General features: G+C 70.6%; 12 protein-coding genes and 1 pseudogene. 2 read left to right on the top strand and 11 right to left on the bottom strand.

The annotated features are described in order from the left end of the window. Positions 1-4 precede the first annotated feature (4 nt). The gene (locus ACZ7FF_RS33805; RefSeq protein WP_470817146.1) at positions 5-712 is read right to left on the bottom strand and encodes an MBL fold metallo-hydrolase; all 708 of its coding nucleotides are present in this window, start codon (positions 710-712) and stop codon (positions 5-7) included. A 169-nt stretch (positions 713-881) separates the two neighbouring features. Here ACZ7FF_RS33805 and ACZ7FF_RS33800 point away from each other — a divergent pair, with 169 nt between their 5' ends. Further along, positions 882-1,706 carry a peptidylprolyl isomerase gene (locus tag ACZ7FF_RS33800; protein ID WP_470817143.1) on the top strand — a complete coding sequence of 275 codons (825 nt, stop codon included), beginning with the start codon at positions 882-884 and terminating at the stop codon, positions 1,704-1,706. Positions 1,707-1,860: 154 nt separating this feature from the next. Continuing rightward, positions 1,861-3,090, top strand: coding sequence for a DUF349 domain-containing protein (locus tag ACZ7FF_RS33795; RefSeq protein ID WP_470817141.1), 1,230 nt, complete (start codon positions 1,861-1,863; stop codon positions 3,088-3,090). 94 nt (positions 3,091-3,184) lie between these two features. Here the strand turns inward: ACZ7FF_RS33795 and ACZ7FF_RS33790 are convergent, their stop codons facing one another. The 10 genes and pseudogenes from ACZ7FF_RS33790 to ACZ7FF_RS33745 form a co-directional block, all read right to left on the bottom strand. Then, a complete protein-coding gene (locus tag ACZ7FF_RS33790) occupies positions 3,185-5,725 on the bottom strand; it encodes a RelA/SpoT family protein (protein WP_470817140.1) in 2,541 nt (846 codons plus the stop codon). 264 nt (positions 5,726-5,989) lie between these two features. Then, on the bottom strand, positions 5,990-6,538 hold the full coding sequence (locus tag ACZ7FF_RS33785) for an adenine phosphoribosyltransferase (protein ID WP_470817138.1): 549 nt from the start codon (positions 6,536-6,538) through the stop codon (positions 5,990-5,992). Further along, positions 6,535-7,620 carry a protein translocase subunit SecF gene (gene secF, locus ACZ7FF_RS33780; protein WP_470817136.1) on the bottom strand — a complete coding sequence of 362 codons (1,086 nt, stop codon included), beginning with the start codon at positions 7,618-7,620 and terminating at the stop codon, positions 6,535-6,537. The genes ACZ7FF_RS33785 and secF overlap by 4 nt, the downstream gene beginning before the upstream one ends. Before the next feature lie 3 nt (positions 7,621-7,623). Next, entirely contained in the window at positions 7,624-9,411 is a 1,788-nt protein-coding gene (gene secD / locus ACZ7FF_RS33775; RefSeq protein WP_470817134.1) for a protein translocase subunit SecD, read from the bottom strand. A 144-nt stretch (positions 9,412-9,555) separates the two neighbouring features. Continuing rightward, a complete protein-coding gene (gene yajC, locus ACZ7FF_RS33770; RefSeq protein ID WP_470817132.1) occupies positions 9,556-10,050 on the bottom strand; it encodes a preprotein translocase subunit YajC in 495 nt (164 codons plus the stop codon). A 211-nt stretch (positions 10,051-10,261) separates the two neighbouring features. Next, complete coding sequence (gene ruvB / locus ACZ7FF_RS33765; protein WP_470817130.1) at positions 10,262-11,326, bottom strand: Holliday junction branch migration DNA helicase RuvB; 1,065 nt, start codon at positions 11,324-11,326, stop codon at positions 10,262-10,264. A gap of 25 nt (positions 11,327-11,351) precedes the next feature. Continuing rightward, positions 11,352-11,960 carry a Holliday junction branch migration protein RuvA gene (gene ruvA / locus ACZ7FF_RS33760; RefSeq protein WP_470817127.1) on the bottom strand — a complete coding sequence of 203 codons (609 nt, stop codon included), beginning with the start codon at positions 11,958-11,960 and terminating at the stop codon, positions 11,352-11,354. Positions 11,961-12,271: 311 nt separating this feature from the next. Beyond that, positions 12,272-12,811 (bottom strand): crossover junction endodeoxyribonuclease RuvC, encoded by a 540-nt coding sequence (ruvC, locus tag ACZ7FF_RS33755; protein ID WP_470817125.1) that lies wholly within the window; start codon positions 12,809-12,811, stop codon positions 12,272-12,274. A 115-nt stretch (positions 12,812-12,926) separates the two neighbouring features. Further along, complete coding sequence (locus ACZ7FF_RS33750) at positions 12,927-13,679, bottom strand: YebC/PmpR family DNA-binding transcriptional regulator (protein ID WP_470817123.1); 753 nt, start codon at positions 13,677-13,679, stop codon at positions 12,927-12,929. Between the two features lie 48 nt (positions 13,680-13,727). Next, positions 13,728-13,863 (bottom strand): annotated as a pseudogene (locus ACZ7FF_RS33745) (pyridoxal 5'-phosphate synthase glutaminase subunit PdxT); the annotation flags it as partial.

Genomic DNA, 13,863 nt, shown 5'->3' with positions numbered 1-13,863 from the left:
CTCGTCACATTCCTCGTCGGGGAGCCGCGGAGGCTCCCTGGCCGGCGCCGACCTGCCGCAGGTACGGGTTGGCGGCGCGCTCCTGGCCGATGGTCGTCTGGGGACCGTGTCCGGACAGCACCACGGTGGAGTCGTCGAGCGGCAGGCACACGCGTGCCAGCGACCCGAGCATGTCCTCCATGGATCCGCCCGGCAGGTCGGTGCGTCCGATGGAGCCGGCGAACAGCAGATCCCCGGAGAAGAACACCGACGGGATGTCGGTGGTCTCGGGCATCCGGAAGGTCACCGACCCCTTGGTATGGCCCGGCGCGTGCGCGACGGAGAACTCCAGCCCGGCCAGCTCCAGCTTCGCGCCGTCGGCCAGCTCCCTGACGTCGTCCGGCTCCCCCACGGTCAGCTCACCCATCAGCGGCATGCCGATGGACCGGCCGAGCGCCTTCTCGGGGTCGCTCATCATGTAGCGGTCCTCGGGGTGGATCCAGGCGGGTACGTCGTGTGCACCGCAGACCGGGACGACCGAGGCCACGTGGTCGATGTGACCGTGGGTGAGAACGACCGCGACGGGCTTGAGCCGATGTTTCCTGAGCGCTTCCTCGACGCCTTCGGCGGCCTGGTGGCCGGGGTCGATGATCACGCACTCCTCACCGGCGGCGGGGGCGACGAGATAACAGTTCGTCCCCCAGGCCCCGGCGGGGAACCCGGCAATGAGCACGATCGTCCTTCGTTGTGTCGGCTACAGGCGGCTTCAGCTGCAGTCAGAGCCTACCGGCGCTGCCGTTTCCTCAGCGAACCCATATACGGTACGGGGCTACACGCAGCGGTCTGCTCACAAGGGCGCACGCGTACCGCTCGACACACGACACGCATGAGGAGACAACCCGGTGGTCAGCCAGGAGCAGCGGCGGCGTCAGCTCGCCCGGGAGAAGTTCTTGCGGCAGCAGCAGCGGCGCACCGAGTCGCGGCGCAAGGCCCGCGTGCGCAACTCCGTGATCGCGTCGGTACTGGGCGTGGTCGTGATCGGCAGCGTCGCCCTGTACACGACCGGGGTGCTGAAGAACAAGGACGACAAGAAGACCGACACCGCCGCGCAGACGACGCCCAGTGCCACCCCGCCGAGCAAGGCCCCGGACCCGTGCCAGAAGCCGGCGGCGGGCGCGGTGAAGAAGCTGAGCTGGAAGTCGGAGCCGGCGATGGCGATCGACACCTCGGCGCGGTACACGATGAAGCTCGCCACCACGTGCGGTGACATCGGCATCGACCTGAAGACGTCCGCGGCCCCGCACACGGTCAACTCGTTCGACTTCCTTGCGGGCAAGGGCTTCTTCGACCACACCAAGTGCCACCGGCTGACCACGCAGGGCATCTACGTACTGCAGTGCGGCGACCCGACGGGCTCCGGCAGCGGCGGTCCGGGCTACACGATCCCGGACGAGAACCTGAAGGACACGAGCCTGAAGGGCAACTCGTATCCGGCGGGCACGGTCGCGATGGCCAACACCGGCCAGAAGCACACCGGCGGCAGCCAGTTCTTCCTCGTGTACAAGAGCAGCCCGCTGCCGCCCAACTACACGCCGTTCGGCACGATCGACGCGGCCGGCCTGAAGGTGCTCGACAAGATCGCCGCGGCGGGCGAGAGCACGGGCGCCGGTGACGGTGCGCCGAACGCGACCGTCGTGATCAACAAGGCGACGGTCACGAAGTCCTGACGCCGCCGGAAACCCGAGAACGGCCGGCTGTGGAATTTCGGTCGCGCTGGATGCGGACAGGCAACCCGCTGGTCGCCTATGTTGGCCGTGACGAAACTGTGGACGATGCCCGGGGTGCCGAAACCCCCCGCGGGCATCATGTGGAGGAGGCGCTGTGAGCAGCGACCCGTGGGGCCGCGTCGACGAGACGGGGACCGTGTACGTGCGTACGGCCGACGGCGAGCAGGTCGTCGGATCGTGGGCGGCCGGCTCCCCCGAGGAGGCGCTGGCCTACTTCGAGCGCAAGTACGAGGGCCTGGTTGTCGAGATCGGCCTCCTCGAGAAGCGCGTGCAGACCACCGATCTGTCGGCGAAGGACGCCCAGGTGGCCATCGGGCACCTGCGCGAGCAGGTGGAGGCGCACCACGCGGTCGGCGACCTGGACGCCCTGCGCAAGCGGCTGGACAAGCTCGTGGAGACCGTCGAGGCGCGCCGCGAGGAGCGCAAGGCCCAGCGGGCCAGGCAGTCCGACGAGGCGCGCCAGGCCAAGGAGGACCTGGTCACCGAGGCGGAGCAGCTGGCGCAGTCCGACCAGTGGCGGGCCGCGGGTGAGCGGCTGCGGGCGCTGGTGGACACCTGGAAGGGGCTGCCGCGGCTGGACCGCAAGTCGGACGACGAGCTGTGGCACCGGTTCTCGCACGCCCGGTCGGCGTTCTCCAAGCGCCGCAAGGGTCACTTCGCGCAGCTGGACGCGCAGCGCGAGGACGCCCGCCGGATCAAGGAGCGGCTGGTCGCCGAGGCCGAGGCGCTGTCCGGCTCCACGGACTGGGGCCCGACGGCGGCCCGTTACCGCGAGCTGATGGCGGACTGGAAGGCCGCGGGCCGTGCCCAGCGTGAGCACGAGGACGATCTGTGGAACCGCTTCCGCGGTGCCCAGGACGTGTTCTTCGCCGCGCGCAGCTCGGTGTTCGCCGAGCGGGACGCGGAGCAGGCCGAGAACCTGAAGCTGAAGGAGGAGCTGGCCGAGGAGGCCGAGAAGCTCCTGCCGATCACGGACCTCAAGTCGGCCCGGGGCGCCTTCCGTTCGATCAACGAGCGCTGGGAGGCCATCGGCCACGTTCCGCGGGACGCGCGTCCCAAGGTCGAGGGCCGGATGCACACGGTCGAGCGGGCGATCCAGGAGGCCGAGGAGGCCGAGTGGCGCCGGACGAACCCGGAGGCACGCGCGCGTGCCGAGGGTCTGACCGGTCAGCTCCAGGCCGCCGTGGACAAGCTGCGGGGCCAGATCGAGCAGGCCCGCGCCCAGGGCAACAACGCCAAGGCCGACAAGCTGGAGCGTGAGCTGGAGGGCCGCCAGGCGCTCCTGGACCAGGCCCTGAAGGGCCTGCACGAGTTCGGCGGCTGAATCCCCCCGGTAGTGATGCGAAAGGGCCCCGTACGCGCGTACGGGGCCTTTTCCGTGTGCCGGGCCCGCCGGGATGCGGCGGGCCCTCGTGTCCCTACGAGCGGGTGCGTCCCGAGGTCACGCGGTAGACGTCGTACACGCCCTCCACGCCCCGTACGGCCTTCAGGACGTGGCCCAGGTGCTTCGGGTCGCCCATCTCGAAGGTGAAGCGGGAGGTGGCCACCCGGTCGCGCGAGGTCTGGACGGCGGCCGACAGGATGTTGACGTGCTGGTCGGACAGGACGCGGGTGACGTCCGACAGCAGGCGGGAGCGGTCCAGGGCCTCGACCTGGATGGCGACCAGGAAGACCGAGGACTGGGTGGGCGCCCACTCGACGTCGAGGATGCGCTCCGGCTCCCGGGACAGCGACTCCACGTTGACGCAGTCGCTGCGGTGAACCGATACGCCGCTGCCGCGCGTGACGAAGCCGATGATCGGGTCGCCGGGTACGGGCGTGCAGCAGCGGGCCAGCTTGACCCACACGTCGTCGACGCCCTTGACGACCACGCCCGGGTCGGCGCTGGAGCGGCGCTTGCGGCCGCGGGTGCGGGACGGCGGGACCGCCTCGTCGATCTCCTCGGTGGCGGCCTCCTCGCCGCCGAGGGCCTGGACGAGCTTCTGCACGATGTTCTGCGCGGAGACGTGCCCCTCGCCGATCGCCGCGTACAGCGCGGAGATGTCCGAGTAGCGCATCTCGTGCGCCAGCGTGACCAGGGAGTCGCCGGTGAGGATGCGCTGGATCGGCAGGTTCTGCTTGCGCATGGCCCGCACGATGGCGTCCTTGCCGTGCTCGATGGCCTCGTCGCGGCGCTCCTTGGAGAACCAGGCGCGGATCTTGTTGCGGGCCCGGGGGGACTTGACGAAGCCGAGCCAGTCGCGCGACGGTCCGGCGCCGGGTGCCTTGGAGGTGAAGACCTCCACCAAGTCGCCGTTGTCCAGGGTGGATTCGAGCGGAACGAGCCTGCCGTTGACCCGTGCCCCTATCGTGCGGTGACCGACCTCGGTGTGGACCGCGTACGCGAAGTCGACCGGGGTGGCGCCCGCGGGCAGCGCTATGACGTCGCCCTTGGGGGTGAAGACGAAGACCTCGTTGCGGGACAGGTCGAAGCGCAGGGACTCCAGGAACTCGCCCGGGTCCTCGGTCTCCTTCTGCCAGTCCAGCAACTGCCGCAGCCACGCCATGTCGTTGATGGCGTCCTTGTCCTTCGCGGACGTCTTGGGCGCGTCGGTACGGATCTTGGAGGCGCCGGCGACGGCCTCCTGCTTGTACTTCCAGTGCGCGGCGATGCCGTACTCGGCGCGGCGGTGCATGTCGAAGGTGCGGATCTGGAGTTCGACCGGCTTGCCGTTGGGCCCGATGACCGTCGTGTGCAGCGACTGGTACATGTTGAACTTGGGCATCGCGATGTAGTCCTTGAACCGGCCGGGGACCGGGTTCCATCGCGCGTGCACGGTGCCGAGGGCGGCGTAGCAGTCCCGGACGGTGTCGACGAGGACGCGGATGCCCACCAGGTCGTAGATCTCCGCGAAGTCGCGGCCGCGGACGATCATCTTCTGGTAGACGCTGTAGTAGTGCTTCGGGCGGCCGGTGACGGTCGCCTTGATGCGGGCGGCCCGCAGGTCGGCCTGGACCTCGTCGGTCACTATGGCCAGGTACTCGTCGCGCTTCGGGGCGCGCTCGGCCACCAGCCGCACGATCTCGTCGTACATCTTCGGGTAGAGGATCGCGAAGGCGAGGTCCTCCAGCTCCCACTTGATGGTGTTCATGCCCAGGCGGTGGGCGAGCGGCGCGTAGATCTCCAGGGTCTCGCGCGCCTTCTTCTCCTGCTTCTCACGCTTGAGATAGCGCATGGTGCGCATGTTGTGCAGGCGGTCGGCGAGCTTGATGACCAGGACGCGCGGGTCCTTGGCCATGGCGACGACCATCTTGCGGACGGTCTCGGCCTGCGCGGCCTCGCCGAACTTGACCTTGTCCAGCTTGGTGACGCCGTCGACGAGCAGCGCGACGACGTCGCCGAAGTCGCGGCGCAGGTCGTCCAGGCCGTACTCGGTGTCCTCGACGGTGTCGTGCAGCAGCCCCGCCATCAGGGTCGCCGGGTCCATGCCCAGCTCGGCGAGGATGGTGGTGACCGCCAGCGGGTGCGTGATGTACGGGTCGCCGCTCTTGCGCTTCTGGCCGCGGTGCCAGCGCTCGGCGACCTGGTAGGCGCGCTCGATCTGGCGGAGCGTGGCGTTCTCGATCTTGGGGTCGTTGCTGCGCACTATGCGCAGCAGGGGCTCCAGGACCGGGTTGTACGGGTTCGCGCGCTGGACGCCGAGGCGGGCGAGACGGGCGCGGACGCGGTTGGAGGAGCCGGTGCGGCCGGGCTGCACGGCGGGCGGGCGCACCACGGGCGGCTGCGCGGGGCGCTCGGTGGACGGGGCCGGTTTCGGACGCGAGGACTCGGCAGCCTTCTCGACGGGCGCCGACTGGGCGTGCTCGACCGTCCCGCGGCTGTCGTTCGTCGCGGTCGGCACGTTCGGCGCGGGCTTCGCCGCGGGCGCCGAGGCGGGCTCGGGCTTGGCGGCGGTCAGTGGCTGGGCCTCGTCTGGCAAGAGGACTCCTCTGCGCGATCCGGGTCCCCCGGTCAGGCTCCGGAGACCCCCATGGTAGCGATCCCGCGCCCGGTCATCGCCTGCAGGCGGATGTGAGGACCGTCTGCTCCTGAAACGCGGGGGGCTCCCGTGGGATTCCGGGAGGTGGCGGGGCGGTGATGCGGGGGCGCCCGGCGGGTGTCCCACGGGTGGCCCGGGGCGGGGCTCCGTAAACGCGTACGGCCGCCCCGGCAGGGCGCCGGGACGGCCGTACGACGAGACGGGTCACACCTGGAGGAGCGCCTCCAGCGGTGCCCCGGCGAGGGCGGGCACCAGCCGCGCCCGGCCGCCGAGGAAGCCCAGCTCCATGAGGACCGCGAGGCCCGAGACCTCGGCACCGGCCCGCTCGATGAGCCGGATCGCGGCTTCGGCGGTGCCACCGGTCGCCAGGACGTCGTCCACGATCAGGACGCGGTCGCCGGGGGCCAGGTCCTCCGCGTGCACCTCGATCTCGGCCGAGCCGTACTCCAGCTGGTAGGCCTGGCGCAGCGTGGCCCCGGGCAGCTTGCCCGCCTTGCGGACCGGGATGAAGCCGACGCCCGCGCGGACGGCGACGGGGGCGCCGAGGATGAAGCCCCGCGCCTCCAGGCCGACGACCTTGGTCGCGCCGGTGTCCGCGGCGATCCCCGCGAGCGCGTCGGTCAGGGCCGTGAACGCGTCCGGGTCCGCCAGGAGCGGGGTGATGTCCTTGAACATCACGCCCGGCTCCGGGTAGTCCGCCACGTCACGGATCCGGCTGAGCAGCAGCTCGGTGAGGTCGGCGAGGTCGGTCATCGGCGCCTGCCCCCCTGGCGGCCGCGGCCGCGGGAGGAGGGCTGGTTGCGCGGGCCGACCACGGCGGGCGCGGCGTCGTCCGCGTCGTCACCGGGGGCGACGTCCCCCGCGGCGGCCTGGGCGCGCTTGGCCATGACCCGCTTGGTGAGGGCCTTCATCGCCGGCTCGCGCTCCTTGAGGTCGGCGACGAGCGGCGTGGCGATGAAGATCGAGGAGTACGCGCCGGCCGCGAGGCCGACGAACAGCGACAGCGAGATGTCGTTGAGGTCGCCGGCGCCGAGGAAGCCGCCGCCGATGAAGAGCAGACCGGCGACCGGCAGCAGGGCGACGACCGTGGTGTTGATGGAGCGGACCAGGGTGCCGTTGATCGACCGGTTGGCGATCTCGCTGTAGGTGAAGCGGGTCTGCTTGGTGATGTCCTTCGTCTGCTCCTTGAGGCTGTCGAAGACGACGACCGTGTCGTAGAGCGAGTAACCGAGGATGGTGAGCAGACCGATGATCGTGCCCGGCGAGACCTGGAAGCCGACCAGGGCGTAGATGCCGGTCGTGATGGTGATGTCGTGGATCAGCGCGACCAGGGCCGCGATGGCCATACGCCACTCGAAGGCGATGGCCAGGTAGATCACGACAAGCACCATGAAGATCGCCAGGCCCTCCCAGGCCTTGTCGGCGATCTCCTGACCCCAGCTCGGGCCGACCAGGTCGGCGGCGAGCGTCTCGGGGTTGAGCTTCAGGTCCTTGGCCAGGCTCTGCTTGACCTGGTCGGACTTGGCCGTGTCCAGGCCGGCGACCTGGATGCGCAGGCTGCCGTTGCCGAGCTTCTGCACGACGGCCGTCTGGCCGGAGGCGTCCTTGGCGTACGACTCCGCCTGAGCGACCGAGACGCTCATGTTGGTCGGCGTCGTGAAGACGGCGCCGCCCTGGAAGTCGATGCTCATGTTCAGGCCGCGCACCGCCAGGCCGACGATGGCCGTGATGGTGATCAGGATCGAGACGCCGTACCAGATCTTGCGCTTGCCGATGAAGTCGTAGCTGATCTCGCCGCGGTGCAGCCGGGCGCCGATGGAGCCGAGTTTCGACATCGCTCAGGCCTCCTTCGGGTCGACGGGGCCGGCGGCGGGGCCGGCGGGACGGCGGGTGCGGCGCAGCGGCGGCTTGCCACCGAGGCTCTTCGGGTCGAGGCCTGACCACTTGTGACCGTTGCCGAAGAACTTGCTGCGGGCGAGCAGGGTCATCAGCGGCTTGGTGAACAGGAAGACGACGACCACGTCGAGCACGGTCGTCAGACCCAGCGTGAACGCGAAGCCCTGGACCTTGCCGACGGTCACGATGAACAGGACGGCGGCGGCGAGGAACGACACGAAGTCGGAGACCAGGACGGTGCGCCGGGCGCGCGGCCAGGCACGCTCGACGGCGGGGCGCAGCGTGCGGCCCTCGCGGATCTCGTCCCGGATGCGTTCGAAGTACACGATGAACGAGTCCGCGGTGATACCGATGGCGACGATGGCACCGCAGACGGCCGGCAGGTTCAGCGCGAAGTGGATGGCCGGGCCGAGCAGCGACATGATCACGTAGGTGAGGGCCGCCGAGACCATCAGGGACGCCACGGCGATGAGCGACAGCCCGCGGTAGTAGAACACCAGGTAGATGATCACCAGGGCGAGGCCGATCGCGCCCGCGAGCAGACCGGCGTGCAGCTGCTGGCCGCCGAGCGCGGCGGTCACCGTCGTGACGCTCGACTCCTTGAAGGACAGCGGGAGCGCGCCGTACGACAGCATGTTGGCGAGGCTCTGGGCGTCCTGCTGGGTGAAGCTGCCCGAGATCTCGGCCTGGCCGCCGCCGATGGCGGTCTGGACGAACGGGTGGGAGACCACCTGGTCGTCGAGGACGATCGCGAACTCGTTCTGCGGGGTGGCCTTCTGCGCCAGCTGGCCGGTGATGTCGGCGAACTTCTTGGAGCCGCTGGAGTCGAAGTTCATCTGGACCTGCCAGCCGCTCGCGCCCTGGGTGTCGAAGACGGCCTGCGCCTTCTTGACCTCCTGGCCGTCGACGGCGACGGGGCCGAGCAGGAACTTGCTCCAGACCTTGCCGTCCTTGCCGCAGGCGACGGTCGGCTCGCCGGGCTTGGCGCCCTGGCCGGCACTGTTCTGCGCGGAGAGCTTGGTGCAGTCGAGGGCCGCGTAGCGCGCCTGGAGGTCGGAGGAGCCCGTGGAGCCCGTGCCCCCGGACGGGGACGGCGAGGGCGAGGTGGTGGCCCCGGGAGACGCGGAGCCGGTCGCGGACGGCGTCGGGGAGGCCTTCTTCAGCCCGTCGGTGACGGCACGGCCCTGCGTGGTCGCGGAGGCCGAGGGGGTGCCGGAGCCGCTGGCCTTCTGCTTGCCGGAGCCGGTGGAAGCGCTCGGCGAGGGGCTGCCGGTGGCGGCGGGCGAGGGGCTGCCGCTCGGCTTGGGCTGGCCGGTGGCGCCCTGGGCCTCCCGCTGCAGGACGGGGCGGAAGTACAGCTTGGCGGTGGTGCCGACCTGCTGCTGTGCTTCCTTGGAGTTCGTGCCGCGCGGAATGTTGACGATGATGTTGCGATCGCCCTGGGTCTGGACTTCCGCCTCCGACACGCCCAGACCGTTGACACGGCGGTTCATGATGTCGACCGCGGTGTCCATGTTGGTCTTGTTGATCGCGTTGGGCTGGCCCGGCTGGTTGACCGCCGTCAGCGTGATGCTGGTGCCGCCGGCAAGGTCGATACCGAGACGGGGGGTGGTGTGCCCTGAGGCGAACATTCCGCCGGTGAGCGCCGCGATGGCGATCAGGATGAGGGCCAGTGAGCGCCCTGGTTTGCCCTGGGCGCTCGCGCTCCGGCCCTTCTTAGGTGCTGCCACCTTCTCGTACTCCCTCTCGGGCCGCCCTGCGCCGGTTCGGCGCGCGGCGGCCATGACATGGTGTCGGGCTCCCGTGCGGGAAACAGACGCGCCCGGTGGTGCGCGGGGCGTGATTATGCCGCGCCGCGCGCCACCGGGGCGTGACTACTTCGCGTCGGAACCGCCGTCGGTCTTCTTCGGCTCCTCCGCCTTGGCCTCGGTGGCCTCGGCCGCGTCGGCGCCGTCCTCGTCGGCATCCTTCTTACCGAGGTCGATCTTGTCGTCGGAGGCGGCGGCGGATCCGTCGGTCTCGTCGGTCTCGGTGAGGGAGGAGGCGTCGTCCGGGACGACGTCCGCGTCGGACTTGAGGTCGTGCTCGATGCCGTGGACGATGCGGTTGTACTCGTCGTCGCTGAGAACGGCACCGATCGCGTTCTTGGCGAAGAGGAGGTCGACGCCCGGGCCGGCGTCGAGGAGGACCGTGTCCTCGTTGACCTCCTTGACCGTCGCGTACATCCCCCCGATCGTGCGGACACCGGATCCGGGCTGCATCTCGTTCCGCATGGAGGCGGCCTGCTGCTGCTTCTTCTTGGCAGAGCGCGTCATCAGGAACATGGCCGCGATGAGCACGATGAAGGGGAGAAGGGTAAAGGCATTCACGGGACGGGGTTTCCTTCGCGCGACCGCGACGGAGAGCGGCCTGTTGACGGGGGTGTGGGTCGCGCCGCCCGCAAGGAGCGGCATCGGCGGAGTCTAAGCGAGTCCGCGCGCATGGAACAACGCTCAGCATGGCACCTGAGTTCCTGGTCCGGCCACTGCCCTCGCCGTCGGGCGGCGCTCGGGGCGCCCCCGGGTCCCCGCCGGACCGCCCTCACGCCCCGAACAGGTCCTGTTGTCCGTTTCCCCCCACCGGACCCGGCGGGGTGAGCCCGAGGTGGGCCCAGGCGGCGGGGGTGGCGACCCGGCCGCGCGGGGTGCGGGCCAGCAGGCCCTCCCGTACGAGGAACGGTTCGGCGACCTCCTCGACGGTCTCCCGCTCCTCCCCCACCGCGACGGCGAGGGTGGAGAGACCGACCGGTCCGCCGCCGAACAGTTTCAGCAGGGCCTCCAGGACGGCGCGGTCCAGCCGGTCCAGGCCGCGGGCGTCGACCTCGTACACGGCGAGGGCGGCCCCGGCGATCTCCCGGGTGATGAGGCCGTCCGCCTTGACCTGCGCATAGTCCCGGACGCGGCGCAGCAGACGGTTGGCGATGCGGGGGGTGCCCCGGGACCGGCCGGCGATCTCGGCGGCGCCGTCCGGCTCGATCTCGACGTCGAGCAGGGTCGCCGAGCGGTGCACCACGCGCTCCAGCTCGCGCGGCTCGTAGAACTCCATGTGCGCGGTGAAGCCGAAGCGGTCGCGCAACGGGGGCGGCAGCAGGCCCGCGCGCGTGGTGGCGCCGACCAGCGTGAACGGGGGCAGCTCCAGGGGGATGGCGGTGGCGCCGGGGCCCTTGCCGACGATGACGTCGACGCGGAAGTCCTCCATCGCCATGTACAGCATCTCCTCGGCCGGCCGGGACATGCGGTGGATCTCGTCCAGGAAGAGGACCTCGCCCTCCTGGAGGGAGGAGAGGATCGCCGCGAGGTCGCCGGCGTGCTGGATGGCGGGGCCCGAGGTGATGCGGATGGGGGCGCCCATCTCGGCGGCGATGATCATCGACAGGGTGGTCTTGCCGAGGCCCGGGGCGCCGGAGAGCAGGACGTGGTCGGCGGTGGCCCCCCGCGCGCGTGCGGCGCGCAGGACGAGGTCGAGCTGTTCGCGGACCTTCTCCTGGCCGATGAACTCGCCGAGGTCCTTGGGGCGCAGGGCGGCCTCGACGGCCTGGTCCTCGCGGTCGGCGACGGAGCCCACCAGCCGCTCGGCGGGGTCGTCGGTGGTGTCGTCCCAATTCATCTGCTCTGCCTTACGACGGTCTGGGTCAGCGGGCGCGGTTCAGGGTCTGCAGGGCCGCCTTGAGCAGCTGCCCCACCTGCGGGGTGCCGTCGGCCGCCTCGGCCTGCGGGGCCACGGCGGCGACGGCCTCGTCGGCCTCCCTGGTGGCGTAGCCGAGGCCGATGAGGGCGGCGTGCAGCTGGTCGCGCCAGCCCTGGGTGACCGGGGCGCCGACGGCGGGGGCGGTGCCGACGGGCGCGCCGAGCCGGTCCTTCAGCTCCAGGAGCAGCTTCTGTGCGCCCTTCTTGCCGATGCCGGGGACGGCGGTGAGGGCCTTCTCGTCACCGGTGGCGACGGCGCGGCGCAGGGCGTCCGGGCTGTGCACCGCGAGCATGGCCTGGGCGAGGCGGGGGCCGACGCCGCTGGCGGTCTGGAGCAGGACGAAGACCTGGCGGGCGTCGTCGTCCGTGAAGCCGTACAGGGTCAGCGAGTCCTCGCGCACGACCAGGGAGGTGTGCAGTGTGGCGGGCTGTCCGACGCGGAGCGTGGAGAGCGTGTCCGGGGTGCACTGGACGGACATGCCGACACCGCCGACCTCCACCACCGCGGCGTCGGGGGCGAGCGCGGCGACCGTGCCGCTGACGAAGGCGATCATGCCGTACGGCCTTTCGTGGGCTGGGTGGTGGACGGAGTGACGATGATGCCGTGGCCCGGGTCTTGCGAGGACCGCTGCCGGGCCAGGTTATTCGGTGGCACCGACAACGCGTCGCACGCCCTGATGATCAAGGGGTCGGCAAAGGATCATGGCCCGCTGCACTGACAGCTGATCGACCAGGAGGGCCGTGCCGCCGGGCGCGGTCCTCTTCGCGCATCACGGACGTGCGAGGACGACGGGGAGACGGCCCGCAGGGTGCGTCGGCCTCGTCGGGGTGGAGTACCCGCGAGTCCATGGCCCGGCGAAGGCGCTCATGCCGTACGGCCCTTCGTCGCGTTGGCCGTGTGCAGGGCGACGGCCTGCTGGAGGCGGTTCTGGGCGGGGGCGCGCCAGATGTGGCAGATGGCGAGCGCGAGGGCGTCGGCCGCGTCCGCGGGCCTGGGCGGTGCGGCGAGCCGGAGCAGCCTCGTGACCATGGCGCCGACCTGGGCCTTGTCGGCGCGGCCGCTGCCGGTGACGGCGGCCTTGACCTCGCTGGGGGTGTGCAGGGCGACCGGGATGCCGCGCCGGGCGGCGCACAGCATGGCGACGGCGCTGGCCTGGGCGGTGCCCATGACCGTGCGGACGTTGTGCTGGCTGAAAACGCGCTCCACGGCGACGAACTCCGGCCGGTGCTCGTCGAGCCACTGCTCGATGCCCTGTTCGAGGGCGACCAGGCGCCGGCTGAGGTCGGTGTCCACCGGGGTGCGTACGACCCCGACGCCGAGCATGGTGAGCGGGCGGCCCGCGACCCCCTCGACGACGCCGACACCGCACCGGGTCAGGCCGGGGTCCACCCCCAGTACGCGCACGCGCCCCTCCCTTCGATCGCCTGTCTGTGCAGGCTATCGGGTGCCACCGACACCGCCGTGTACGGCGACGGGCCGACGGGTGTGTCCCGTCGGCCCGCTCGGCCTGCCGTGCGCGTTACGCGTCGACCTTCTCCATGATCTCGTCGCTGACGTCGAAGTTGGCGAAGACGTTCTGCACGTCGTCGCTGTCCTCGAGCGCGTCGATCAGCTTGAAGATCTTCTTGGCGCCCTCCTCGTCCAGCTCGACCTGGACGGAGGGGACGAAGCTGGACTCGGCGGAGTCGTAGTCGATGCCGGCCTCCTGGAGGGCGGTGCGGACCGCGACCAGGTCGGTGGCCTCGCTGATGACCTCGAAGGTCTCGCCGAGGTCGTTGACCTCCTCGGCACCGGCGTCCAGCACGGCACCGAGCACGTCGTCCTCGGCCAGCTCGCCCTTGGGGACGATGACGACGCCCTTGCGGGTGAACATGTACGAAACGGAGCCCGGGTCGGCCATGTTGCCGCCGTTGCGGGTCATGGCGACGCGGACGTCGGAGGCGGCGCGGTTGCGGTTGTCGGTGAGGCACTCGATGAGCACCGCGACACCGTTCGGACCGTAGCCCTCGTACATGATCGTCTCGTAGTCGGCGCCGCCGGCCTCGAGACCGCCACCGCGCTTGACGGCGGAGTCGATGTTCTTGTTGGGAACCGACTGCTTCTTGGCCTTCTGGACTGCGTCGTAGAGCGTCGGGTTGCCATCGAGGTCGACACCACCCATACGCGCAGCGACCTCGATGTTCTTGATCAGCTTCGCGAAGAGCTTGCCGCGCTTGGCGTCGATCACGGCCTTCTTGTGCTTCGTCGTAGCCCATTTAGAGTGGCCGGACATCTGCCTGTCTCCTTCGCGTAACCCATCTATGAACGAACCCCAGAGATCCTACAAGGACTCAGGTGTCCGGTTGGCGCGCACCATGTCGACGAACAGGGCGTGCACGCGGTGGTCGCCGGTGAGTTCCGGGTGGAACGAGGTGGCGAGCGCGTTGCCCTGGCGGACGGCGACGATGTGGCCGTCG

Source organism: Streptomyces sp. NPDC037126 (assembly GCF_055605965.1).
Note: the sequence above shows the minus strand (reverse complement) of the source record. Positions and strands in the feature narration are given on the sequence as shown.